At 50.1% G+C, this 23,791-nt stretch carries 21 protein-coding genes and 3 riboswitches; of the genes, 9 read left to right on the top strand and 12 right to left on the bottom strand.

The genetic code is table 11. The features are described 5' to 3' along the window. Positions 1–170 precede the first annotated feature (170 nt). From AC3IRK_RS02400 to mtnK, 10 genes are all read right to left on the bottom strand, one after another. Positions 171–710, bottom strand: a complete 540-nt coding sequence (locus tag AC3IRK_RS02400) for a hypothetical protein (protein WP_131503429.1) — start codon at positions 708–710, stop codon at positions 171–173. A gap of 299 nt (positions 711–1,009) precedes the next feature. Next, positions 1,010–2,530 (bottom strand): glutamine-hydrolyzing GMP synthase, encoded by a 1,521-nt coding sequence (gene guaA / locus AC3IRK_RS02395; protein WP_041261800.1) that lies wholly within the window; start codon positions 2,528–2,530, stop codon positions 1,010–1,012. 130 nt (positions 2,531–2,660) lie between these two features. Then, positions 2,661–2,762, bottom strand: a riboswitch (purine riboswitch). 37 nt (positions 2,763–2,799) lie between these two features. After that, positions 2,800–4,872, bottom strand: a complete 2,073-nt coding sequence (locus AC3IRK_RS02390; RefSeq protein ID WP_489170376.1) for a transglutaminase TgpA family protein — start codon at positions 4,870–4,872, stop codon at positions 2,800–2,802. Beyond that, on the bottom strand, positions 4,869–5,951 hold the full coding sequence (locus tag AC3IRK_RS02385) for a DUF58 domain-containing protein (RefSeq protein WP_214855653.1): 1,083 nt from the start codon (positions 5,949–5,951) through the stop codon (positions 4,869–4,871). The genes AC3IRK_RS02390 and AC3IRK_RS02385 overlap by 4 nt, the downstream gene beginning before the upstream one ends. Then, a complete protein-coding gene (locus AC3IRK_RS02380; RefSeq protein ID WP_489170375.1) occupies positions 5,948–6,904 on the bottom strand; it encodes an AAA family ATPase in 957 nt (318 codons plus the stop codon). Before AC3IRK_RS02380 ends, AC3IRK_RS02385 begins: the two co-directional genes overlap by 4 nt. A 366-nt stretch (positions 6,905–7,270) precedes the next feature. Beyond that, a complete protein-coding gene (locus AC3IRK_RS02375; protein ID WP_131973292.1) occupies positions 7,271–8,290 on the bottom strand; it encodes an ABC transporter permease in 1,020 nt (339 codons plus the stop codon). Next, on the bottom strand, positions 8,283–9,806 hold the full coding sequence (locus AC3IRK_RS02370; RefSeq protein ID WP_131503424.1) for a sugar ABC transporter ATP-binding protein: 1,524 nt from the start codon (positions 9,804–9,806) through the stop codon (positions 8,283–8,285). Before AC3IRK_RS02370 ends, AC3IRK_RS02375 begins: the two co-directional genes overlap by 8 nt. Then, a complete protein-coding gene (locus AC3IRK_RS02365; protein WP_426354686.1) occupies positions 9,803–10,885 on the bottom strand; it encodes a sugar ABC transporter substrate-binding protein in 1,083 nt (360 codons plus the stop codon). The genes AC3IRK_RS02370 and AC3IRK_RS02365 overlap by 4 nt, the downstream gene beginning before the upstream one ends. A 19-nt stretch (positions 10,886–10,904) precedes the next feature. Continuing rightward, positions 10,905–11,954 (bottom strand): S-methyl-5-thioribose-1-phosphate isomerase, encoded by a 1,050-nt coding sequence (gene mtnA, locus AC3IRK_RS02360; protein ID WP_188005122.1) that lies wholly within the window; start codon positions 11,952–11,954, stop codon positions 10,905–10,907. Then, positions 11,951–13,120 carry an S-methyl-5-thioribose kinase gene (mtnK, locus tag AC3IRK_RS02355; protein ID WP_131503421.1) on the bottom strand — a complete coding sequence of 390 codons (1,170 nt, stop codon included), beginning with the start codon at positions 13,118–13,120 and terminating at the stop codon, positions 11,951–11,953. The genes mtnA and mtnK overlap by 4 nt, the downstream gene beginning before the upstream one ends. A 78-nt stretch (positions 13,121–13,198) precedes the next feature. Further along, positions 13,199–13,301, bottom strand: a riboswitch (SAM riboswitch). Positions 13,302–13,509: 208 nt separating this feature from the next. After that, a riboswitch (SAM riboswitch) is annotated at positions 13,510–13,611 on the top strand. 80 nt (positions 13,612–13,691) lie between these two features. Between mtnK and AC3IRK_RS02350 the strand changes: the two genes are divergently transcribed. The 6 genes from AC3IRK_RS02350 to AC3IRK_RS02325 all read left to right on the top strand — a co-directional run bounded on the left by AC3IRK_RS02350 (position 13,692) and on the right by AC3IRK_RS02325 (position 18,186). Further along, positions 13,692–14,882: a 2,3-diketo-5-methylthiopentyl-1-phosphate enolase gene (locus AC3IRK_RS02350; RefSeq protein WP_489170374.1), complete on the top strand. Its 1,191-nt coding sequence runs from the start codon at positions 13,692–13,694 to the stop codon at positions 14,880–14,882. After that, positions 14,879–15,538: a 2-hydroxy-3-keto-5-methylthiopentenyl-1-phosphate phosphatase gene (locus AC3IRK_RS02345; protein WP_131503419.1), complete on the top strand. Its 660-nt coding sequence runs from the start codon at positions 14,879–14,881 to the stop codon at positions 15,536–15,538. Before AC3IRK_RS02350 ends, AC3IRK_RS02345 begins: the two co-directional genes overlap by 4 nt. Next, entirely contained in the window at positions 15,535–16,155 is a 621-nt protein-coding gene (locus AC3IRK_RS02340; RefSeq protein ID WP_489170373.1) for a methylthioribulose 1-phosphate dehydratase, read from the top strand. Before AC3IRK_RS02345 ends, AC3IRK_RS02340 begins: the two co-directional genes overlap by 4 nt. 15 nt (positions 16,156–16,170) lie before the next feature. Further along, the gene (locus AC3IRK_RS02335; RefSeq protein ID WP_489170372.1) at positions 16,171–16,710 is read left to right on the top strand and encodes a 1,2-dihydroxy-3-keto-5-methylthiopentene dioxygenase; all 540 of its coding nucleotides are present in this window, start codon (positions 16,171–16,173) and stop codon (positions 16,708–16,710) included. A gap of 142 nt (positions 16,711–16,852) precedes the next feature. Beyond that, positions 16,853–17,362, top strand: a complete 510-nt coding sequence (locus tag AC3IRK_RS02330; protein ID WP_131973300.1) for an arsinothricin resistance N-acetyltransferase ArsN1 family A — start codon at positions 16,853–16,855, stop codon at positions 17,360–17,362. A gap of 68 nt (positions 17,363–17,430) precedes the next feature. Beyond that, positions 17,431–18,186 (top strand): MBL fold metallo-hydrolase, encoded by a 756-nt coding sequence (locus AC3IRK_RS02325; protein WP_426354680.1) that lies wholly within the window; start codon positions 17,431–17,433, stop codon positions 18,184–18,186. Between the two features lie 60 nt (positions 18,187–18,246). Here AC3IRK_RS02325 and AC3IRK_RS02320 read toward each other — a convergent pair whose 3' ends face one another. After that, positions 18,247–18,894, bottom strand: a complete 648-nt coding sequence (locus AC3IRK_RS02320) for a pentapeptide repeat-containing protein (protein ID WP_131973302.1) — start codon at positions 18,892–18,894, stop codon at positions 18,247–18,249. A gap of 157 nt (positions 18,895–19,051) precedes the next feature. Here AC3IRK_RS02320 and AC3IRK_RS02315 point away from each other — a divergent pair, with 157 nt between their 5' ends. The 3 genes from AC3IRK_RS02315 (at position 19,052) to AC3IRK_RS02305 (ending at position 21,572) form a co-directional block, all read left to right on the top strand. Further along, a complete protein-coding gene (locus AC3IRK_RS02315; RefSeq protein ID WP_489170371.1) occupies positions 19,052–20,377 on the top strand; it encodes a Y-family DNA polymerase in 1,326 nt (441 codons plus the stop codon). Next, positions 20,361–20,690, top strand: coding sequence for a YolD-like family protein (locus AC3IRK_RS02310; RefSeq protein ID WP_489170370.1), 330 nt, complete (start codon positions 20,361–20,363; stop codon positions 20,688–20,690). Before AC3IRK_RS02315 ends, AC3IRK_RS02310 begins: the two co-directional genes overlap by 17 nt. Before the next feature lie 69 nt (positions 20,691–20,759). Further along, on the top strand, positions 20,760–21,572 hold the full coding sequence (locus AC3IRK_RS02305; RefSeq protein WP_012369327.1) for a ZIP family metal transporter: 813 nt from the start codon (positions 20,760–20,762) through the stop codon (positions 21,570–21,572). A gap of 63 nt (positions 21,573–21,635) precedes the next feature. On the opposite strand, the gene AC3IRK_RS02300 is transcribed toward AC3IRK_RS02305, so the two are convergent. Then, positions 21,636–23,759 carry a heavy metal translocating P-type ATPase gene (locus tag AC3IRK_RS02300; protein ID WP_489170369.1) on the bottom strand — a complete coding sequence of 708 codons (2,124 nt, stop codon included), beginning with the start codon at positions 23,757–23,759 and terminating at the stop codon, positions 21,636–21,638. Positions 23,760–23,791: the final 32 nt, after the last annotated feature.

Genomic DNA, 23,791 nt, shown 5'->3' with positions numbered 1-23,791 from the left:
TTAAAAGAAAGTCCGCGCTGGTTTAGCAACAGACTTTCTTCTGGCATTCCATGTTTTGCATTAATCAACAAAAAAACTAATATTTCGCCTTAACCCCTCTATACTTCTTCACATTTTTTATACATCAGATCTCATGCAAAAAAATTGAGGATTAAAAATCATCTGGAATGTTAGCTAAATATACTTTTAAAGTACTCAGACAGTAGGCCTTCTCCTCTAAATCGATCTTCTAAAACAGGTTTTACCCGCTTTAATTCATTCTTACGTGTTCGACGTGTTCGATAAGTATTCGTGAAAGATCCTAAGTAAGAATATTTATATATAGGTTCCTCAGGATACAATTCATAAGCATGCTTTAACATGGAAATTCCTTTTTCTTCCTGCTGTTCATAGTCTCCAAAGTAATAAGGAAACATGGAAATCATATAACCAAAACACCAGAGAAAATCTTCATGCGTTATAAAATGAGCCAAACCGAAATTTGTCACTTCAGTCAAAAAAGACTCTAATTCATCCGTATCTATATCTGCATCTGTAATCCCAAGTGGCCCTTGTTCGACTACGACATACCAACAAAAAAAGCCAAGTCGTACAGTCGTTTTTAAGTCCGTCGGATTTTGTTGCCATGCTTTTATAAGATATTCTTTTGCTTCATTCCAATTCTCTTGATGCTCTAATCGATCAACTTCAGGCCATGTCCAATCAATCATAGTGGTTCGCCACCTATTCCATTTCATTACTGACTTCATATTATATCAACTGTACGATACACAGCTCGGTGTGTCTTATTTTACTCCTTAGAATTTGTTGGTTCAGTTTGACGTCACTTAACAGTTCCATGATTTTAGTCGCGAAAAAAGCCCCTTTCATTCACAAATCGTGTGAACAAAAGAGAGCTTCGTTTTAAAATAGAGTTGTTGAAGGTGAAACGGACTTCTTTCCACCTGTTCCCTTTAAAGCGTTGGTAAGAAAGGCTTCATGAGACAAATCCCCTCAGCAAGTCTAGTTCTTATTCCCACTCAATCGTTGAAGGTGGTTTCGACGTCACATCGTACAGGACGCGGTTGACGTTCTGAACTTCGTTGACGATCCGGACAGAAATCTTCTCGAGCACGTCCCACGGGATGCGTGCCCAGTCCGATGTCATCCCGTCGATTGATGTAACGGCACGGATTCCGACGGCATAGTCGTATGTCCGCTCGTCACCCATGACACCGACTGAACGAAGTGGCGGCAAGACTGTGAAGTACTGCCAGATTTCGCGTTCAAGACCGGCTTTTTTGATTTCATCACGGAGGATGAAATCGGATTCGCGGACGATTTCAAGTTTCTCGTCTGTGATTTCACCGAGGACACGGATCCCGAGACCTGGTCCCGGGAACGGCTGACGCCAGACGATTTCGTCCGACAAACCGAGTTCTTTTCCGAGTTCGCGGACTTCGTCCTTGAACAGCGTGTTAATCGGTTCGATCAACTTGAACTGCATGTCTTCTGGCAATCCACCGACGTTGTGGTGTGATTTAATCGTTTGGGCCGTATCTGTTCCGCTTTCGATGATATCCGTATAAAGCGTTCCTTGAGCCAGGAAGTCCATATCCGTCAGCTTCGACGCTTCTTCGTCGAATACATAAACGAATTCGTTCCCGATGATTTTTCGTTTTTGCTCCGGATCCGAGATCCCTTTTAACTTGTTGAGGAAGCGGTCCTGCGCGTCAATCTTGATGACGTTCATGTGGAAGTGATCCGCAAATGTCTTCATGACACTTTCGGCTTCCCCTTTTCGCAAGAGACCGTGGTCGACGAACATACATGTCAACTGGTCACCGATTGCTGCGTGAATGAGTGCCGCGACGACGGATGAATCAACGCCGCCTGAAAGGGCGCAAAGGACCTTTTTATCGCCGACTTCTTCTTTAATTTTTGCGATTTCGATTTCGATGAAGTTTTCCATCGACCAGTCGCCCGTACACTGACAGACTTCGAAGAGGAAGTTTTTCAAGAGTTCTTTACCGAACATCGTATGGTTGACTTCCGGATGATACTGGACGCCGTACATCTTCAGCTCTTCGTTTTTGATTGAAGCAATTGGGCACGAGACATTTGTTCCATCGACGACGAAACCGTTTGGTACCGATGTGACGAGGTCACTGTGGCTCATCCAAACCGTCTGTTCGAGCGGGAGGTTCGCATACATCGGCGATGGATCGTTGAGTGTCAACGTCGCTTTTCCGTACTCGCGGTGTCCGGCGCGTTCAACCGTTCCACCAAAGTGTTGCGACATCAATTGCATACCGTAACAAATTCCGAAAATCGGAATGCCGAGGTCAAAGATTTCTGGATCACAGCGGTACGCGTCTTCTGCGTAGACACTCCGTGGTCCACCGGAGAAGATGATACCGGCTGGTGCGATGTCTTTTACTTCCGCTGCAGTGATCTTATGCGAATGCAGTTCACTGTAAACTCCGAGATCACGAATGCGGCGTGTGATCAATTGATTGTACTGACCTCCAAAGTCGAGGACGAGGATCATTTCTTGGTCCAAATGTGCTTCCAAATCTATTCCCGCCTTTCCAATTTCATGCGTACCCCGATGAAAAAAAGCCCACTCTTCCCCCATAGATAAATGGAAAAAGAGCAGGCCGCTTCACAAAAAAGTGTATACGAAGGGTCTGCTCCTTCATAGTCAGGTCGTTTAAGGTGACCCGGTAGAGACTCTCACGCCATATTCGCGAGTATATACAAAGGAGATGCATGTATGATTTACGTTGTTCCCATTGTAACTGTATCAATTCGAAAATATCAACCCTCTATCCGTCGAATGATATTTTCGAAATATTCACGTTTTTTATCAACCGATAACGATTCGCCTCCGTAGACCATCCGTTCATAGGCATCCGTCAACGGACGCATCGCATACGTTTCGTAATATCCGTCAACCTCATGCGCAAGTTCCGTCAGTGTCCGGCCGTCCTTGTAGCGGAAGCCTTGTTTGTCGAGACGGCGCAATAAGAAACGGTACATCCGCTTGAATCCTTCCGGACGATGAAGCTGGTTGCGGAAAAATAAAATCGCCGCGGTCCGGGTCAACGGTTTCCGGAAGAGATACAAGAATACCAGTCCGACGATTACACCGACAACCGGCCAAATCGGAAACGATTGTTGTTCGGTCTGCGCTGCTGTCGTCGTTTGTTCTTCATCCAGCAGATTCTCCTGCGGACGTTCCGGTGTTGCGGTTTCCGTATCGGTCTCCGTATCGCGTTGCGGATTCGCTTGTTCGGTCTCATTATTCGTTTCCTGATCAATCGTATATTGTCCGGCTCCGTCAAAACTGACGGTCGGTTCGAGCGGTACCCAACCCGGTCCTTCGATATAGACTTCGACCCACGAGTGGGCATTTTTATTGCGGACCGTATAACTCGTCACGGCTGCCCCGATGACATCCGATTCGCCGCCCGTAAATCCTTTTACCCAGCGGGCCGGCAAACCGGCAGCGCGTAATAACACGGTCGCGGACGTCGAAAAATTATCACAGTAGCCGAGTTTCGTCTCAAATAAAAATTGATCGACATAATCCTGATTTTCTTCCGGTACGGCGACTTCTTCCGTATTGTATTCGAAGTTTTCCTGCTCAAAATAACTTTCGATCGCCTTCGCTTTGTCCCACGGACTGTCTTCGTCCGCGACGATCTCTTCCGCGAGATCTCGGACACGATTCGGTAACGTATCCGGTAACTGTAAATACCGGTCCTGCTCCACCTCCGACAATGTAATCGGCTCATCCGTCTGGAGCAATTCTTCCGTAAACAACGGATACGTGTATTGAATCTGATAATTTTGCTGGCGTTCCGTATCATCCAGGTACGAGACCTTTTGATTTTCCGGATCAATCAACAGATTTTGCCGTTGCTTATCTACACTCAAACGGACATTGTCCCCGTTATACGGCACAAACGGCAGCTCCCGTGACAGTTCAAATGTCGCCCGTTCTTCCCGTGTCTTGACATCATCTCCGAAGTGCGAGAAAAATCCCCGCGAATCGATTTCCGGTTCTGATTTCGACAGGACCCAGCCTTTTCCGGTATAGACGTCTTTTGTCTCGACACGCCAGTAACGGCTGCCTTCACTTTCGACCTGAAAGACTTCCCGGTCGTCCATCTGGAACGGACCGCCGAGCTGCTCGTCGTTGTTGCCGTAGCCAACTTTTTGAATCCGGCTCGACGATGTGCCCTCACTCTCGAAACCATCGGTCCAGTCATACCAGCTATCCTGCCACGTCGCCGTAATGACCGGGCTTTGAACAGCAGCAACCACTGTCGCTCCGATGATAAGCAACGCACTGAGCGGACGGACGTAAGACGCCGTCGGACGTTCGCTGACTTCTGTCGCATACAACAGAAACAGTGCCAGGACGATCGGATAGATGATGAACTGTTCTCCCGAGTAATCCGTCCATGTGTCGCAGTAGGCAATGAAGCCGATGACGCCGAGCGCCAGCCCGAAAACAAAGCCTCGGTTCGGAAACGTCCGCCGCGCCAAATAGCTGATCAAAAAACTGATCAGTCCAATCGAGAAGGCAAATGCCGGACGTCCCGGTAACTCTCCGTTGATGACACGGTTGATGTCGCCCGCGATTTCACGGAACAAGTTCCACGGTGCTTCTCCGGGAATCAAAATAAAGTAAAACGAAACGAGTAACGCAAGCAGACTGCCGAGTAAAAACCAGCTGCGCCGCAGATGCGACAACAGGAGGGGGGTCAACAGGAGCGGCAAGAACGGAATGACACTCTCAAATGTCGTCAGTTCGAGTAACGGCGGCATGAAGCTCGCAAACAGTAATCCTGCAAGCAGATTCCAAATCAGTCGTCGTATCATCCGGTCGTCCTCCTCTCTGGTGTGTAGACATGAACGCTTGCTTCCTGCCGGACTTTCGAAATCCACATTTCATTGTTGGATTCGAGATCCGGTGTGATGAACAGGACATTTCCGCTCAGTCGTAACGCTTTCGAAGAGTATTCCCAGGATTCGATGAATGACCGGGTCCGGCTCGGTTGCGCCGTCATCAGATAGTGGGTCAACTTCGCGCCTTCAAGCGGCAACGATAAGGACTGCACACCGTGCCCGACGAGGTGAATCCGGTAATTCAGATGACGTTTGTTCAGTTGATCCGTCGCGGCAGCCAGCATGGAAATACTTTTTTCAAAGTTCTCATCACTGACCGTTCCTTCGTCAAATACAATCGTCGTCTCGCGTTCCTGTTCCCGTTCAAACGTTTTCGTCATCAATCCCTGCCGTTTCGCGGTCGATTTCCAGTCAATCTGATTCATCCGGTCCCCGCTGACGTATTCGCGGACACCGACGACCGTAAAGGACGATTGCCGGAGATCGAGTGAAACGGGAGAAATCCCGCCGTCGCCACGGTCATCTTCGTGCGGCAGTTGAACCGCCAACCGGGCAGGTTCGACTGCCAGATATGTTTCGACCGGATAGAGCTTTTTCCGCATGAACAAGCCGAACGGATCGCGTATTTCCAGTACACAACCGGGAATTTGATACAGTCCACGACGGATCGATGGAATCAAATAATCAATGTGCTCGACTTTCCGGTAATGTGCCCGCAGCGGATGCCGGATATTCAGCGGTTCTTCACTGAGTGCATCCGGAACGGCTTCCGTCACGTCGACGGCCCCTACAAGGAACGGAAACTTCCGTCGTACTTGAAGCGAGACCGGTATATCGGTTCCGGCAATCAACATCTTATTGGAGACTTCCCGCGTCGCCAACGCTTGCGTGACGGGCCAAATCAAAAACAGTGTCCAGTACACGGTCAATCCTGCCATGACATAAACCAACAGCGATGCGACATTCCCGCCGTCAATCCGGGCATAGACCCATAACGCGGTGAGTGTGATCAGCAAGACGGCGTAACGCCAACCGATTTGCCATCTCGTCATAAGGACTCCACATCCTGCTGAATCGGCACGGTGACTTCTTTTTTCACTTGTTCGAGAATTCGTTCTGCCGTCTGTCCGTGATAGCGTGCGTCCGCTGTTAAAATCAGGCGGTGCGAGAGCACAGGCGTCAACAGCTCCTTGACGTCATCCGGTAAGACGAATGACCGTCCTTCCATGTACGCCCAGGCTTGTGCCACTTTCATCAGGGCGATCGAAGACCGCGGACTGGCTCCGAGATAAAGGGATGCATGCGTCCGTGTCGCCTGGATCAGTTGAACGATATATTTTTTAACCGGTTGAGAGACATGAACGTCCTTCACCGCCTCTTTCATCCGTAACAATTCGTCACGTGTGATAACGGACTCGAGCGTCTCGATTGGTTCATCCCGTTCGAACCGCGTCAATAGCTTCATTTCTTGTTGAAAGTCGGGATAACCCATCTTGACCTTAATCAAAAACCGGTCGAGTTGGGCTTCCGGAAGCGGATACGTCCCTTCATGTTCAATCGGATTTTGAGTCGCCATGACAAAAAAGGGATTAGGAAGCGTGTGAATTTCTCCATCCACCGTGACATTCGCTTCCGCCATCCCTTCGAGCAATGCAGATTGTGTTTTTGGTGAGGTCCGGTTGATTTCATCTGCCAGGACAATGTTTCCCATCAAAGGACCCGGCCGGTATTCAAACTGACTCGTCTTTTGGTTATACATCGAAACCCCCGTCAAATCGGACGGCAGCAGATCAGGTGTGAATTGGACACGTTTAAATGTCAAACCAATCGAACGGCTGAATGCGCGAACGAGCATCGTCTTTCCGACACCCGGTACGTCTTCGAGTAAGACGTGACCTCCGGCAAGTAATGCTGCTAAAGATTGTGTAATCACGTTTTCTTTTCCGATGATTACTTTTTCTACGTTGTCGATGATCGCTTGAATCTCCTTCGTATATGTTCGCATTGTCTGGCCCCTTGCTGTTTAGTAGTTGAATTTTCTGACTTTTTATATCATCTCATATCTGTCGATGCTTTTAAAGGCATAGGGATAGCTGAATACGCACAAAAGGGGGCGCCGCTGTTCGCGACTCCCCCTTCCTGCTTTCAGGAACGATCACATATCGTAAACCGTTCTTGAACCGTGCAATCTGCACGTAAAACACGAATCACTTCGTGTCTATTGTCATGTTGCGTCCGTCAAGTCCGGTGATCCTCTTCTTCTCGAAGCGACATGCGATCGTTCCCTATACATTGATAATCATTCATGTGCATCACCATCCTTTCATATACTGAATATTACCGATTCTATTCGAAGTTAAACCACTTTTTTTTAATTTTTTTTGAAACGGTAATAGGTCGAAGCCAAGGCAAGCGCCAAAACGGCACCTTTGATGATGTTCAGTGAATAATACGGTACCGACAACATGACGAGCCCGTTCTCAAGAATTCCGACGAGACAAGCACCGACGAGTGTGCCGAGCGCGTTCGGCTTCCCTTGTCCGGCAAATGAAGAACCGATGAACGCTGCTGCAACAGCCGGCATCAAATAACCGGATCCGGCATTGATTTGGGAGGAACCGACTTGCGACGCCAGCAAGATCCCGCCGACAGCCGCCAGTAATCCGGCAATCAGATAAGCGAGTGCCCGGTACCGGTTGACCCGGATTCCGGTCAGATGGGCCGCTTCCGGATTTCCGCCGATGATGTACAAAAAACGTCCATGCCGGGTATGGTTCAAAAAGACATGCGTCACGGCGACGACGACAAGCATGATCAGAATGATCCAAGGCGCCTGACTGATTTTTAAAAACGACTCCGGAATCAATCCGACCGTCGGTGTTCCGTCGAGACGGGGCATCCCGGCACTGATTGATCCGCCACCGGTATAGGTCATCGCGACGCCTTCAAAAATGAACATCGTCGCAAGTGTGGCGAACAGATCCGGAATCTTAAACTTCACAATCAACAAAATGTTGACGAGTGCGACCGCCAAGGCAATTACGAGGGCCAGACCAATCGAGACGCCGAGCGGCAGGCTGTACCAGACAAAAAAAGAGACGACGAGCGAGCTGGCAAAGGTTGCGGTTGAACCGACGGACAAGTCAAAGCCGTTGACCGTCAACGAAACCGTTAATCCGATGGCGATGATGGTCACAATCGAGATGCTTCGTAAAATATTGACCAGGTTCGTCCCTTGTAAGAAATTCGGCGCCGTCATGGCAAAGAACAGAATAAGTGCAACAATCGCGAGGACGATGCCCCAGTCGTTCAAAAAGCGTAATAACGGTTTTCCCGGTGCGGTTCGTGGTGCGTCCGGCTTTGCCGTCGGTTTTTGCAATACATCATTCATTCTGTTGTCCTCCTGTTGCATACCACAATAATTGTTCTTCGGTCGTTTCCGCAGTGGTCGTTTCAAACACGATCCGTCCGTCATACATGACATAAATCCGGTCGGTCACAGCCAGCAGTTCATCCAGTTCGCTCGACGCATAGATGACGGCTTTCTGTTCTGCAGCCAATTGATCAATCACTTGGAAGATTTCCGCTTTCGCCCCGACATCGACGCCTTTTGTCGGTTCATCCAATACCAGGACGGACGCGTCTGCCAGCAACCATTTCCCGATGGCGACTTTTTGCTGGTTCCCGCCGGATAAGTCGGCGGCACGTTGCTCGGTACTGCTGACTTTAATCGACAGTTGCTGCACGATTTTTTGAGCTGCGGTCCGCTCCTTTGTTTTCTGTATAAATCCGAACCGGTTGACGAATTGTTGGAGACTGGCTGCCGTCATGTTTTGGTCAATCGGATCTGCGACTAAAATCCCTTCTTTCCGCCGTTCTTCCGGCACCAGCCCAATACCGAGCCGGACTGCATCATTCGGCGAACGAAGGCGGTGTGTTTCTCCATGCAGACGAATCGATCCCGAAGTGACAGAAAGCGATCCGAAAATCGTTTTACACAGTTCCGTCTTACCGGCACCGACGAGTCCGGCAATTCCGATCACTTCTCCGGCACGGACGGTTAACGAGATGTCATCCAGTTGTCCGGCGACTGTGACCCGGTCGAGTTCAAGTGATGGTGCACCCGCCGGACGCGCTTCCCGTTTCGATTGGCGCAGACGCCGGCCCAGCATCTGTTCGACGACTGTTTCCTTTGTTTGTCCGGCAAGAAGCTGACGTGACACCAGCTTGCCGTCCCGCATGACAGAAATGGATTCACAAATCTCAAATAGTTCTTGCAGCCGGTGGGAAATGAAGATGACGCCCAGTTGTTCCGTCTCTGCCAGCTCACGAATGATGCGAAACAGTTGCTCCGTTTCCCGTCCGCTGAGCGGGGCGGTCGGCTCATCCAATATCAGGAACCGGCTCTCCTGGACCAAGGCGCGGGCAATCAAGACCAGTTGTTTTTCGGCCAGACGCAACTCGCTGACCCGCTGCCGGACATCAATTGATGCTTTCAGTTTCCGTAAAGCACGTTCGGCTATTTCCTCGTATCGCTGCCGTCTGATGAACCCTTTCAGCTGTCCGTTCGTCAGCACATCGAGACAAATATTTTCCGCCACGGTCAAATAACCGACCAGTGCCGTATCGACTTCCTGATAAACGATTTCAATCCCGGCCCGTTTTGCGGCAGCCGGTGAATCGATTGTCAGAGGTACACCGTCAAACCAAATCGTTCCGTCATATGAATCGTACGCCCCGGCCAACACTTTCATCAACGTGGATTTACCGGCTCCGTTCGCTCCGACAAGCGCATGGATTTCCCCGCGGCCCACGGAAAAATCAACATCGTCCAGCGCCTTGACGCCGGGGAATTCGATTGAAATTCCCTGCATCTCCAGTCGTTGTTCCTTCACCGGACGGGTCATTTCCCGTCATTCGCTTTCCGCAGTTTTTCCATCCACGGTTCATTGAACTTTTCGGACGTACTCCAGCCTTTGATGATCGTATCGAGATTGTACATCGTCGTATCGGCTTTCAGTGCTTTTTGTTCGACCAGTTTAGCGTCTAGGTCAAAAGTGTCCGGTGTGTTTTCCCCGGCCAGCTTTTTCGCCAGCAGACGCATATCCGTCTGTCCGATCAAATGCGGATCGACGGCACTCGTCGACACCCAGTTACTGCCCTTTTCACGCATCAGATTGATGTCCTGGTTCGAAACGTCGATTGAAATCAACGGAATCTCCTGACGTTTGTTATCCTTTAAGGATTTATAGGCTCCTTTGGCGACTTCATCCCAAGCACCCCAGACGGCATCGATACTTCCTTTCGGATATTTGGCGAGAATCGCGTTCATCTTCGCCGCAATATCGCCTTGGACATCCTGGAAGTTCGTTGGTCCGACTGTTTCAAGCGTTTTAATTTTTCCGTCTGCTTCGTATGTCTTGTAGATTTCCTGACGGCGGTCAAGCGGGGCAAATCCCGGACCGAACCACAGTTTGATGACCCGGACCGGCTGATCGTCTTTGACTTTCGTTACTTCATCGAGTGAAAGCTGTGCCAGTTTATGATCATCCTGGAACGTTTCCGTGATGCCTTTTAACGTCTGGTCCTTTTTCTTTGTCACTGTATCGAACGTCACGACTTTGATCCCTTTGTCGATCGCCGGTTTGATCATGTCGTAGGCATAATCCTCTTTTCCGTGCGAGATAATCAGTCCGTCATAATCCTGTTGGACGGCTTGGGCGACGAGTTCCTTGAATTTGACGTCATTGCCTTCCGAGATGAACGTGTTAACCTGAAAACCGAGCGCTTCCCCTTCCGAACGAGCTCCGTCCAAAAACTGTTTCGTATGGTCATCGGATGCCAGATTGCGGATGACGGCAATTTTGACGTCTCCCTGGACACTTTCCGGTACACCACTGATTTTTTTCGTCGGTGTCGCTTCGCTATTGGCGCAAGCAGCCAGCAAGACCGCCGGTGCAAGTACCGCAAATGCTAATTTTTTCATTTCGATCTCCCCAGTCTGTTTAACGTATTTGTTGTCCGATTGTCTGCTCGATCGTTTCGACGGACGGATGCTTGATGACTCCCAGTTCCGTAATGATTGCCGTGATCAATTCGTGCGGTGTCACGTCAAACGCCGGATTAAAGACGGCCACACCGGCCGGCGCCGTTGCTTTCCCTGCGAATTGCGTCACTTCACGGGCATCGCGTTCTTCAATCTCAATCTCGTCTCCCGACAAGCTCGTCAAATCAAAGGTCGAAAGGGGTGCCGCGACATAAAACGGAATCCCGAAAGCACGGGCCAGTAATGCCAGTTGAAACGTCCCGATTTTATTCGCGGTATCCCCGTTTCGGGTAATCCGGTCGGCACCGACGATGATGGCGGTGATGTTTTTTTCTTTGATGGTATGGGCGACCATATTATCGGTAATCAAGGTCACGTCAATACCGGCCCGTTGCAGTTCCCATGTCGTCAGACGCGCTCCCTGCAGTAACGGCCGCGTTTCCGATGCATAAACGGAGAGCAGAATTTCCTGTTCTTTCGCGAGATAAAACGGGGCGAGTGCCGTCCCGTAAGCCGCTGTCGCAATCGATCCGGCATTACAAATCGTCAGAACCCGGTCACCGGACTCAAATAATTCCAATGCGTGGATCCCGATTTGCCGGGATGTCTTGGCATCCGTTTCATACAGTTCGAGCGCCTTTTGTTCCAACCGTTTTGGTAACTCGGCAAGCGCCGTACTCGAGACAATAATTTGATTCAGCTCATCAAGCACGTTCCGCAAATTGACCGCCGTCGGCCGGGTTGCGAGCAATTGGGCCGACACCGTCAACAGTTCTTGTTTCGCTTCAGAAAGTGACCCTGTCGTCCGGCGGAATGCTTCCTGCACAAGGATGAAGCCGCCGAACAGGCTGATGGCCGGGGCACCGCGGACACGTAATTGTTTGATGGCGTCAATCGCTTGCGCCAAGTCATGGATAACCTCGTATCGTTCTTCTTCCGGGAGCCGGGTCTGATCCAAAATCGTCACCGTCCCGTTGTCATAGATGATGCTTTGGACGAATTGGCTCATCGGCTGAGTTCCTCCGTCAAATCGAAGTTCCGTAAATCGGTGAACGTCTTGCATTCGGTCCGGCGTTTGATCAATGCCACTCCAAGACGTAACGCATGACGTTTCCGCTCAAGTCGTTCCCCCGCGTCCGTGATGTTCTCGAGGTCCGCAACCGGTGCCAATCCAATCGTCCGCCGAATCAACTCACAACCGGCAAAGCCCAGTGCGTCCTGTAAAATCGTACTGAGGACATCGTCGACAAGTCCGCCCGCCGAACGGAACGGCTCTACCGCTTCGCGTTCCCATAATGCTTTGAACGTCGACGCAAAGGTCAGCCAAAACGTATCGATATCCTTCACCCGTCCATCCCGTAACTCGGCATAGTTTGGATACGCGGCAAAGCAGAGATGGGCGATGAATTGTCCGACATCAAAACCAAACGGTCCGTAAAAGGCGAACTCGGGATCGATGACTTTCGTTTCATCGGCTGAAGCAAAAATACTTCCGGTATGTAAGTCACCGTGCAATAATGCATCACCTTTTGTGATGAACAGTGTTTCCAGTTTCGCGACTTCGCGTTTCAGTTCTGCATCCTGCCATAACCGAACCGCTTCCGCTTCGAGGCCTGCTTCAATCGCATTCGTTTCCGCATCATAAAACGGGTCTGTGAAGATCAATTTTTCCGTGATATCACAGAGATCCGGATTGTAGTAGTTCCGCGCCACTTGTTTTTTCGCGACCGGTCCAAGCGCAAAATCCGACGTATAAAACAGTGTCCGCGCCAGGTACGAACCGATGTGTTCCGCGAGTAACGGATACTTTTCCCCTTCGAGCAAGCCGGTCCGGGCGATCGTCAAATGCGACAAATCCTCCATCACCGTAAACGCTTCTTCCTTGCTCGCATGGTAGACGTGCGGAACGAAAGGAACAGCGACTTTTGCGAATTCTTTTAAGGCCGATTGTTCAATCCAGGCCCGTTCGAGCGACAGCGGCCAGCTTTCCCCGACGACTTTCGCATATGGCAACGCCTGCTTTAAAATCAGCCGTTTTTCTCCTTCCTGAATCCGGAAAACGAGATTTAAATTCCCGTCCCCGATCTCTTCTGCCGTCACCGGTTCATTGCCGATTAATCCGAGTGTCCGGACCCGTTCAATCGCGTCCTGTACTGTAAATGCTTGGTATCCCATTCTGGTTTCCTCCTTGTTGATCACACGAAAAAACGCCTCTTTTCGTCAAAGAAAAGAGGCGCGGCAGAATACTCCGTCCTCTTATCTCTCAGACGAATGTCTGTTGGATGTAGCACCGTGCCGGATGGTCGGTTGCTGCGGCGTCTTCGGGCCAATTCCCTCTGCCAACTCACGATAAGAGTCATATGTAGTTGTCATGTGATTTGATGTTGATTTGAATACTACGTGCGTTGCTGGCCGTCTGTCAATTCCAATTTTTAGTGAAACGGATTCAAAAACGGAACCGTCTATAGAAGAAGTATTTTCAAAAAAATAAATTTTCAAAATATAGTTTGACAAGTGATGGATCTCATGTAAAAATTGCAATTAGATTTCACAATTTCATCCAATTCTTATCAAGAGCAGACGGAGGGACGAGCCCTACGATGTCGCAGCAACCGACCACTTGGCACGGTGCTAATTCTTGCAGCTAATACGCTGACAGATAAGAGTCCACGCGCAATTTTTCATGGTCTCTTGTCATTGACGAGGGACCATTTTTGTATTTTTCAATAAGGGAGAGACGATTCATATGGCGTACATTACCGCAACATACCAACTCGGAACGACTGATCAGTTGCCGAAACGGGCAGAGCAAATCGCGCTCGGTCTGACGGTCGGTTCATGGACCGATTTAAATCACTTGGAACAACAACAACTGGAATCCTTTAAAGGACAGGTCGTCCATACAGAAGAACATGACGGCAAAGGTTACATTACGATCCGTTATCCGGAACACAACGTCTCACGGGACTTTTCCGCTATCTTAACGACGGTCTTCGGTAAACTGTCGCTCGATGGACAAATCAAGTTAACCGACTTACAGCTTCCCTCGTCATTCACGAACGACTTTCCCGGTGCCAAATTCGGGATTGAAGGAGTCCGTCAATTGATTCAGGTCCATGACCGTCCCCTGTTGATGAGCATATTTAAAGGAGTCATCGGACGGGACCTCGTCTTTTTACGGGAACAACTCGAAGCACAGCTCGCGGGCGGCATCGATCTCGTTAAAGATGATGAGATTCTATACGACAATCCGTTGACGCCGGCACTCGACCGGGCACGGATCGGACGGGAAGTCCTCGACGCCCATTATGAACGCACCGGCAAACGGGCGCTTTATGCAATTACGTTAAGCGGTCCCGTCTTCGGCTTGAAGGAACAGGCAAAACGCCTGATTGAAGCAGGTGCCACGGCCTTCCTGCTCAACACGTTTACATACGGACTCGATGTCCTGCGCGAGTTGGCTGCCGATGCGGACATTTCCGTCCCGATTTTTAATCACCCGGCCTTAAGCGGTGCCTTGATCGCAAGTCCTGAATACGGTATTTCGGCTCCTGTTCTGCTTGGAACGTTACCCCGACTGGCCGGTGCTGACTTGACATTGTTCCCGTCTCCCTATGGTAACGTTGCACTCGCCAAAGATTTGGCCCGCGGGATCGCCGTTGAAGCGACGCGAATCGGAGAAACGAAGACGATTCTGCCGGTTCCGTCCGCCGGCATCCATCCCGGCCTCGTCGCTCAGCTCGTCCGTGATTTCGGTACCGATTCGGTCATCAATGCCGGAGGCGGCGTTCACGGTCATCCGCAAGGGGCAGCGGCCGGTGTCCTTGCATTTCGTCAGGCGCTCGACGCCGCACTGACCGGAGAATCGCTGACAAGTGCCGCAACGCGGCAGGAAGAATTACGGGTCGCCCTTGACGCCTGGGGGATCACGAAATGACGACTCGGATTTTATGTGACTTCGACGGCACGGTGACGGAACACGACAACATCATCGCCTTGATGAAAGAGTTTGCCCCGCAAGAAGCATTTGAACCATTAAAAAAAGGTGTGCTCGACCGGTCGCTGTCGATCCGGTCCGGGGTTGGACAGATGTTCCGATTGTTGCCCTCAGATCGAAAACAGGAGTATATCGATTTTTTGATTAATCGGGCAGTCATCCGTCCCGGCTTCGACACCTTACTCGCCTTTGCCAAATCAAACGGAATCGACTTTGCGATTGTCAGCGGCGGAATTGACTTTTTTGTCCAACCGATTCTTGCCTGTTTACTGACAGATGAAACGATTTACTGCAACGGCAGTGACTTCAGTGAAGAGACGGTCCGGATTGAATGGCCACACGCTTGCGATGCGGCATGCAACAATCAATGCGGCTGTTGTAAAACGTCAATCGCCCGGAAGTTGAAGCAGGACGGCGATACGATCATCGCAATCGGCGATTCCGTGACGGATTTTGAACTGGCGAAAAAGGCTGATCACGTCTATGCCCGGGATTATCTGATAACACTCTGTGAACAGCACGGTATTCCCTATACGCCGTTTGAAACGTTTTATGACATCGTCAAACACTTACAGACCACGGGGGTGCATGCATGACATTCTTGAAACGATACGAAGAACTCCGCGCTATCAAGCAGGAGTTCGCCGCACGCGACTGGTTTCCCGGCACGAGCGGTAACCTCGCCATTCGAACGAACAGCAGTCCGACGGAATTTCTTGTGACGGCAAGCGGCAAAGATAAACGCCAGGACACGCCAGACGATTTCGTCCATGTTGACGCGACCGGTCAATTGATCGGCGAACAAAACGGACGTCCTTCCGCGGAGACGTTACTTCATGTCGAAGTTTTTAACCGGACGACGGCCGGCTGCTCGCTTCATGTCCATACCGTCGACAACAATGTCATTTCAGAACTCTACGGAGACCGCGGGGAAATCCGGTTTACCGGTCAGGAAATCATCAAGGCACTCGGCCGCTGGGAAGAAGATGCGGAAGTCGTCGTACCGGTTATTGCGAACCATGCGGATATCCCGACTCTTGCCGCAGTGTTTGCCAGGCATGTAAAAACGGAAAGCGGTGCCGTCCTGATTCGCAATCACGGGATCACCGTCTGGGCACCGACTGCCTTTGAAGCGAAAAAACAGTTGGAAGCCTTTGAATTTTTATTCAGCTACACGTTAAAACTGCAAACGTGCCGACAGGCGATTCATTAAAAGGAGGAATTTAAAATGGCAACAGTACTTTTCCAAAAGACAAACGAACGGTATACGGATCAAAACGAGGTTTCCGCTTTTCTTTCTTCACGTGGTGTCCTGTATGAACAATGGGATGTCTCGAAACTCCCGGCAGAACTGGTCGACACCTATACGCTGACGGACGCGGACAAACAAACGATTCTCGATACGTTCGAGCCGGAAATTACGGACGTCTCGGAACGCCGCGGCTACCAGACGGCCGATATCATCTCACTGTCCGATGCGACACCGAACTTAGATGAGTTGCTCGTCAACTTCCAGAAAGAGCACCACCATACGGATGACGAAGTCCGGTTCATCGTCAGCGGTCACGGCGTGTTTGCGATCCAGGACGACGAAGTCGGCTATTACAACATTGAACTGAACCCCGGAGATCTGATTTCCGTCCCCGTCAATACACGTCATTACTTCACACTACAGGACGATCGCCAAGTCGTTGCGGTCCGGATTTTCGTGACAACGGATGGTTGGGTTCCGATTTACGAAAAAAATCCGATCGAAACTACAAACTGAGGAAACATCCGAATAGCAGACGGCCCGGTCCATCCGGCTGTCTGTTTTTTTCTGCTCCATTCCTATCTTACAAACATACCGCTTGTTTTCGTTTCCTCCTATATAATGAAGAAAAGACTCTTTTGAATTGGAGGTCACGTGTATGATGATTCGTCCTGTCCAAGAAGCTGATTTACAAGACATCCTCGCCATCTATAACGAAGGCATCGAAGATCGGATCGCGACGCTTGAAACGGATACCAAGGAATTATCTTTCATGCAGGACTGGTATCAGGAACGGACACCCCGCTATGCCGGGTTTGTAGCGTATGAAGGAACGACGATCCTTGGCTTCATCTCACTTGACCCCTACAATCCGCGCCCCGTCTATCAATCGGTCGGTGAACTGTCGGTCTACATCACCCGGACCCACCGCGGACAAGGCATCGGGCGTCAACTGCTCCATGTCATTGAAGAACACGCGATTACGCAAGGGTTCCACAAGTTGATTCTGTTTACGTTTCCGTTTAACAGACTCGGTCAAAAACTGTACATCCGGTCCGGTTTCCGGATTGTCGGAACATTTAAGGAACAGGGTATGCTTAACGGGTATTATGTCGATGTCCTGGCGATGGAAAAATTGCTTCCGAAAACGATCGACGAGCAGATATGATTAGTCCGGCGTCTGAATGGGAAATGAACGAACAGTGAAACATTCCCAACCCGAAAGGAAGACTGCCTGTGGATATTCAACAGATCCGTAATGCGACACTCGTCGTCACTTATGCCAATCAAGTATTTTTAATCGATCCGTTTCTCGGTGAAAAAGGAACCTTACCGCCGTTTGGTCACACACCTAATGCCGTTCCGAACCCGCTCGTCGACTTACCGGTCGATATCGCGACGTTACTTGATCCGGACGCGATTTTCGTCACCCATCTGCATGCCGACCATTTTGACGAGACGGCAAAAGAAGTGTTACCGAAACAAATTCCGCTTTATGCACAAAATGAGTCGGATGCGGCCACGATCCGCGAAGCCGGGTTCACGAATGTATCTTCGTTTGAGAACGGACTGTCGCTCGGTGATATCCGTGTCTCCCATACGTCGGGACAACACGGTGTCGGTGAAATCGGTCAACGGATGGGTACGGTGTCCGGTCTCGTCTTGAAACATCCTGACGAACCGACGCTCTATATCACCGGTGACACGATTTGGTGTGATGAAGTCGCGAAGGCAATCGAACAACATGCGCCGGATATCATCATCGTCAACAGTGGTGCTGCACAATTCCTGACCGGCGAACCGATTACGATGTCCCAGCGTGATCTGCTTGCTGTTCATGAAGCGGCGGCTGAAGCCACGATCATCGTCTCGCATCTCGAGACCGTCAACCATTGTCTCCTGCGCCGCGATATGATTGCCGACTTTCTGGCCGCTCATCATCTGTCCGCACATTTCCTCATCCCGGATGACGGTGAAACCATTTCCTTCTAAACAAAATGAAGTCCACTGTCCCGAGTACTACCGGGACAGTGGACTTCATTTTGTTTATCGTTAATCGTGACTTGGAATGACGAGTCCGAGTAAACGGGCAAATGTGATGGCCTGGCTTTCCGTAACGACGGCACCCGGTAAGAAGCGTGGATCAATCGTGATTCCGGACAGATCGGCATGCCGCAGATCGAGTCCTTTTAACGCCGTCTCGACCCATTGGCTTTCCGATAAATCAACTTCATGCAGACGGAAATCGGTTGGCTTCATTTCAAAGAAATGGCTTTCCCGCATCGTCGTCTGCTCCAGTGCGACGTGACGTAACGCTGTCCGGATAACTTGAGCATAATTAGCCTGACAGTTTTTGATCGTCACATGATCGATTGTATTGGACTCAAAGTGAATCCCGGTCAGACGACAATCCTCAAAGACGATCCGGTGAAAACGACTGTCCTGAAACTGGCAGCCCGTCAAGTCACATTGTTCAAACCGGACATTTTCAAATGAAGCCCGTTCAAAAACCAGTCCTGCAAACGAGACGTTCCGAAAACAGACTTGATTGACGTCCAGCCGTTCTGTCAGCTCGACCGGTAATGTCTCTTTTTCATACAGCGTTTGGTACAGATACGGGTCATCGATTTCGACATCCGCAAAGGTTTCTGGTGTCAATTGATGCGGTAACTCGGGTAATTGAATGATTTGTTTTTTCACGTACTTCCCCTTCTTTCTTTACTTCACTTTCATCTTTCTTAGTGTAGCAAAGATTGACTCTTTTTTTGGTTTTTTGATTTGAGACCGACTGAGACCATGATATAGTCAAATCAAAAACAAGAACAAACGTTCTTTTATGTATCAAGGAGTGTTTCCGATGAACCCGACTATCTCTTTTCCCGATCGACGCATCTTTTGTGTCGACAGTGTCTCCTTCTATGCCAGTTGCGAATGCCGTTACCGAAACCTTCCTCCTTTGACGACGAAACTCGCTGTCGTATCAGACCTTCATCGATCCGGATCCGTTATTCTTGCGGCCAGTCCCGCCTTAAAACAACTTGGCATTAAGACAGCTAGTCGTCTTTATCAAATTGAGCAGCTGCCTTCTCGTGAGCGGAAACAGATTGTGCTCGTCGAACCGCGGATGCTGGCATACATGAAAACATCAATCGAAGTACTGGATGTCTTGCATCAGTTTGCACCTCCCGACGCGATCCGGATCTATTCGATTGACGAAAACTTTATCGATATGACCGGAACGGAACGGCTTTTTGGCTCAGATGTTGAAACGGCTCAAAAAATCCAGACAGCGATTTGGCATCAGACCGGCATTCCGGTCCGGATCGGGATTGGTCCGAACAATTTCATCGCAAAACTGGTCCTTGATTTACGTGGAAAACGTGAAGGCATCGCACGATGCGGATATGCGGATGTTTCCCGGTTGCTGCACGATTTTCCGATTCGTAAAATGTGGGGCATCGGACGGATGATGGAACAGCATTTGCTGGCGCTTGGTATCGAAACGATTGGTGACCTGGCAGCAGCACGGGTGGAAGATCTGCACGAACAGTTCGGCGTAATCGGGGCAGAACTTTGGCATCACGCCTGGGGAATTGACAGTTCTCCGACGATCATCAATCCCCTGACTTTATTTCAGACCACATCCGATGCCAAACGAACGATCGGCCATGGAGTGACCTTGATGCGTGACTATTACCAGTACGAACAGATTCGTTTAGTCCTCTCCGAATTAGCAGGTGATGTCGCCGCACGGGTCCGTTTTTCTAATCAAGTCGGTTGGACGGTGCATCTCGGCGTTCGCTACTCCCGCCATGTCACCCGGGATGGCTTTTCGAAACAGCTCCGCCTGCCTTATCCGACCGCCGATGAACGGCTGTTGTTGCGTTACGTCCTCCAATTGTTCGAACCGAATTGGCTCGATGGTGAACCGGTTCGCTTTCTATCGGTCGCCCTCGGACAACTCACCCCGGATCAGGGAACACTTCAATTGTCCTTGTTTGAAGACAATACAAAGGTCTGGCGCAGAAAACGGTTATTAAAAGCCATCGACCATGTCAATTTACGTTACGGAAAAGGAACAATCCGGCTGGCGGTGTCTTTCCTCGATACAAGTGTCGCGAAACGCCGCCTCCGATTCGTCGGCGGACATCCGGGAGGTGATTTACATGACACGTTACCGTGACCGCGGAAATCTCAAGTGGCTTCCCTTTTTGATGCCGGAACACATCCAGTTGCTTAAAGCCTATTATCTTGAAAAATATCACATCGATTTTCCTGTCATCGATGAACAACTGCAGTATCCTTGGCATTTTTTACTCGAACAATCATTAATAGAAGGAACCGAGCTCGAAATCACGTATTATAGTGAAAGAGGCTATGTCACGACATCCGGATTCATCGAGCAGGTTCACCGTGAGCGCGCGTACCTTGTTTTGCGCGGGTCCTCACGGATTGAAATTCCGCTCGGACGAATCATCCGGATCGAAAACGGGTAGAAGAGACAGAAGCTGCTGTACGATACGCACTTATTTTAAGAATTGTCATTGAAAGAAGGATTGATTGGTATGATGGAATGGTTTACCGGACTTCCGGTCGTCATGCAAGCCCTGCTTGCCGGTATGATGACCTGGGGATTGACGGCACTCGGGGCCGCACTTGTCTTCGTCTTTACGACGATTGAAAAACGGGTCATGAATATGATGCTCGGCTTTGCAGCCGGTGTCATGATTGCGGCGTCGTTTTGGTCCTTGCTTGCCCCGGCAATTGAATTTACGGAAAAAGATGGTGGGATTGCCTGGTTGCCGGCCGCAATCGGTTTCCTCGCAGGCGGTTTTTTTGTCCGCCTCCTGGATTTTGTAACTCCCCATCTGCACTTATCCGCTCCGCTCGAAACCGCTGAAGGTCCTTCGACCGGTCTGAAAAAAACAACGTTGCTGTTTCTCGCGATTACGCTCCACAATATCCCGGAAGGACTCGCGATCGGTGTCGCGTTCGGTGCCGCCGCACTGAACATGGATGGTGCGACCGTTGCCGGTGCCTTGACACTGGCACTTGGAATCGGGATTCAAAACATGCCGGAAGGGGCTGCTTTGTCGATTCCGCTTCGCGGAGAAGGCATGTCACGTCGGCGTGCCTTTAACTACGGACAATTGTCGGCGATCGTCGAACCGATTGCTGCAATGGTCGGTGCTGCTGCCGTCTTCTTTATTCAACCGCTCTTGCCGTATGCTTTGGCGTTTGCCGCCGGCGCAATGATTTTCGTCGTCGTCGAAGAATTGATTCCCGAATCACAGGCTGAAAACGGATCAGACTTGGCAACACTTGGTCTGATGGTCGGTTTCACTGTTATGATGATTCTTGACGTCGCACTTGGCTGATGTAACATCAATAAAACCTCTCCCGTGTAAATATGGGAGAGGTTTTATTTGTAGATTGAATTCTTATTTTCGTAAAATCCGCATCGCATTTAGGACAGCGAGGACTGTCACACCGACATCGGCAAAAACGGCTTCCCACATCGTCGCAACACCAAAGGCACCAAGCAATAAGAAAATCCCTTTGATACCTAATGCAAACGTAATGTTCTGATAGACGATCCGGCGTGTCGACCGGGCAATCCGAATCGCTTCGACCAGTTGTTTCGGTTCATCCGTCATCAGGACGACATCCGCTGCTTCAATCGCGACGTCACTTCCAAGTCCACCCATCGCAATCCCGACATCCGCCCGCGTCAATACGGGAGCATCATTAATTCCGTCCCCGACAAACGCGACCTGTCCCTTTGCTTGATCTAAGATCGCTTCGAGTTGTTCCACTTTTTGATGTGGCAACAGTTCTGCCTTTACTTGCGTTATCCCGATTTGCTGCCCGATCCGTTCCGCCGTTTCCCGCCGGTCTCCGGTCAACATGATTGTCTGGCGAATCCCGAGTGTTTTTAGTTCGCGTAATGCTTCTATCGTCGTATCTTTAATACGGTCGGCAATCCGGATATATCCAAGGTAGCTGTCGTTTCGGGCAACATGCACATAAGTCCCGTCTTCGGTCTGATCGAGCGGCATCAAGCCGAGTTCTTTGAACCACCGGGCATTTCCCGCCTGAATCTGATCCGTGCCGAACCGTCCGGCGACGCCGGAACCGGCTACTTCCTGATAGTCTTGAACAGCGGTCGGAATAGAACCATGCAGGGCATACATCCGTTGAATCGATTTTGCGATTGGATGATTCGAGTGTTGCTCAACGGTCGCTGCGACGCGAAGCAGTTCGTCTTCCGATCCATGCACGGCTTTCAGTTCGACGACTTCAAACACACCTTCCGTCAACGTTCCCGTTTTATCGAAGACGACCGTATCGAGTTGTTGTAACGCTTCGAGATGATTTCCGCCTTTGACAAGAATACCGCGTTTCGAAGCAGCACCGATTCCACTAAAGAAGCCGAGCGGGATTGAAATCACGAGCGCACAGGGACAACTGATGACAAGGAACACAAGTGCCCGGTAAATCCAGTCGTTCCAAGCCGCTCCCGTCACAACGAGTGGCGGCACGATGGCAAGAAGTGTTGCAATCACGACGACAATCGGTGTATAAATCCGTGCAAATCGTGTAATGAATTTTTCCGTCGGTGCTTTATGGCGTGACGCATTTTCGACTAAATCCAGAATTTTAGCGACGGTCGACTCACTGTATCGTCGATCGACCTGAATCAACAGATGACCATCGGTATTAATCGTCCCGGCTAAAATCGGCTCGGTCGGACGGACACGCCGCGGGATCGATTCACCGGTCAATGCCGTCGTATCGATGAACGCTTCCCCTTCAAGAACAGTCCCATCCAGTGGAATCTTCTCCCCTGCCCGGACAATAATCCGTTGACCGATGTTCACCTGTTCCGGACTCACACGCCGGCCATCCTCAAGCGTCGCGATATCCGGCCGGATGTCCATCAACGCGGCAATCGATTTACGCGACTGATCGACGGCACGGTGTTGGAAAAACTCACCGACTTGATAAAACAGCATCACAGCGACGGCTTCCGGATATTCTCCGATTAAAAAAGCACCAGCCGTCGCAATGACCATTAAAAAGTTCTCATCAAACACTTGACCTTGCCGGGTATTTCTTACAGCGGTTCGAAGGACATCCCAACCGATTAAAAAGTAGGCAATCGTAAAAAATAGAAGGTCAATTGATCCCGGAACAAAAAAGGCACCGATGAAGGATATCATCCCGATACTATATTGTATTTTTTTCGTACGATTTAAAAATGGACCGTGATCGTGCGGATGACTATGGTCATGTCCCACTTGTTGATGCGGATCAACTGCTTCTGCGGATGCTGTCCGTATCACTTGTACATCCGGTTCGAGCTGCTGAATCCGTTCAATGACTGCCTGATACGTCTCGTCGTATGCAACGTCCTTTTCATACGTCAGATAAAGTTTCTGACCGGCAAAATCCAAATCTGCCTGTTCAATGCCTGTTACGTTCGCAACACCCCGCTCCACTTTCGCAGCACAGTTCGCACAATCGATTCCTGTAATCTGAAGACGTTCTGTTTTCGCTTCCATTCTCCCACCTCATTCAAACGTTTGTTTGATTA

Source organism: Exiguobacterium sp. GL_137 (assembly GCF_057834585.1).
The sequence above is the reverse complement of the archived record's forward strand: the minus strand, read 5'-3'. Positions and strand labels throughout refer to the sequence as shown.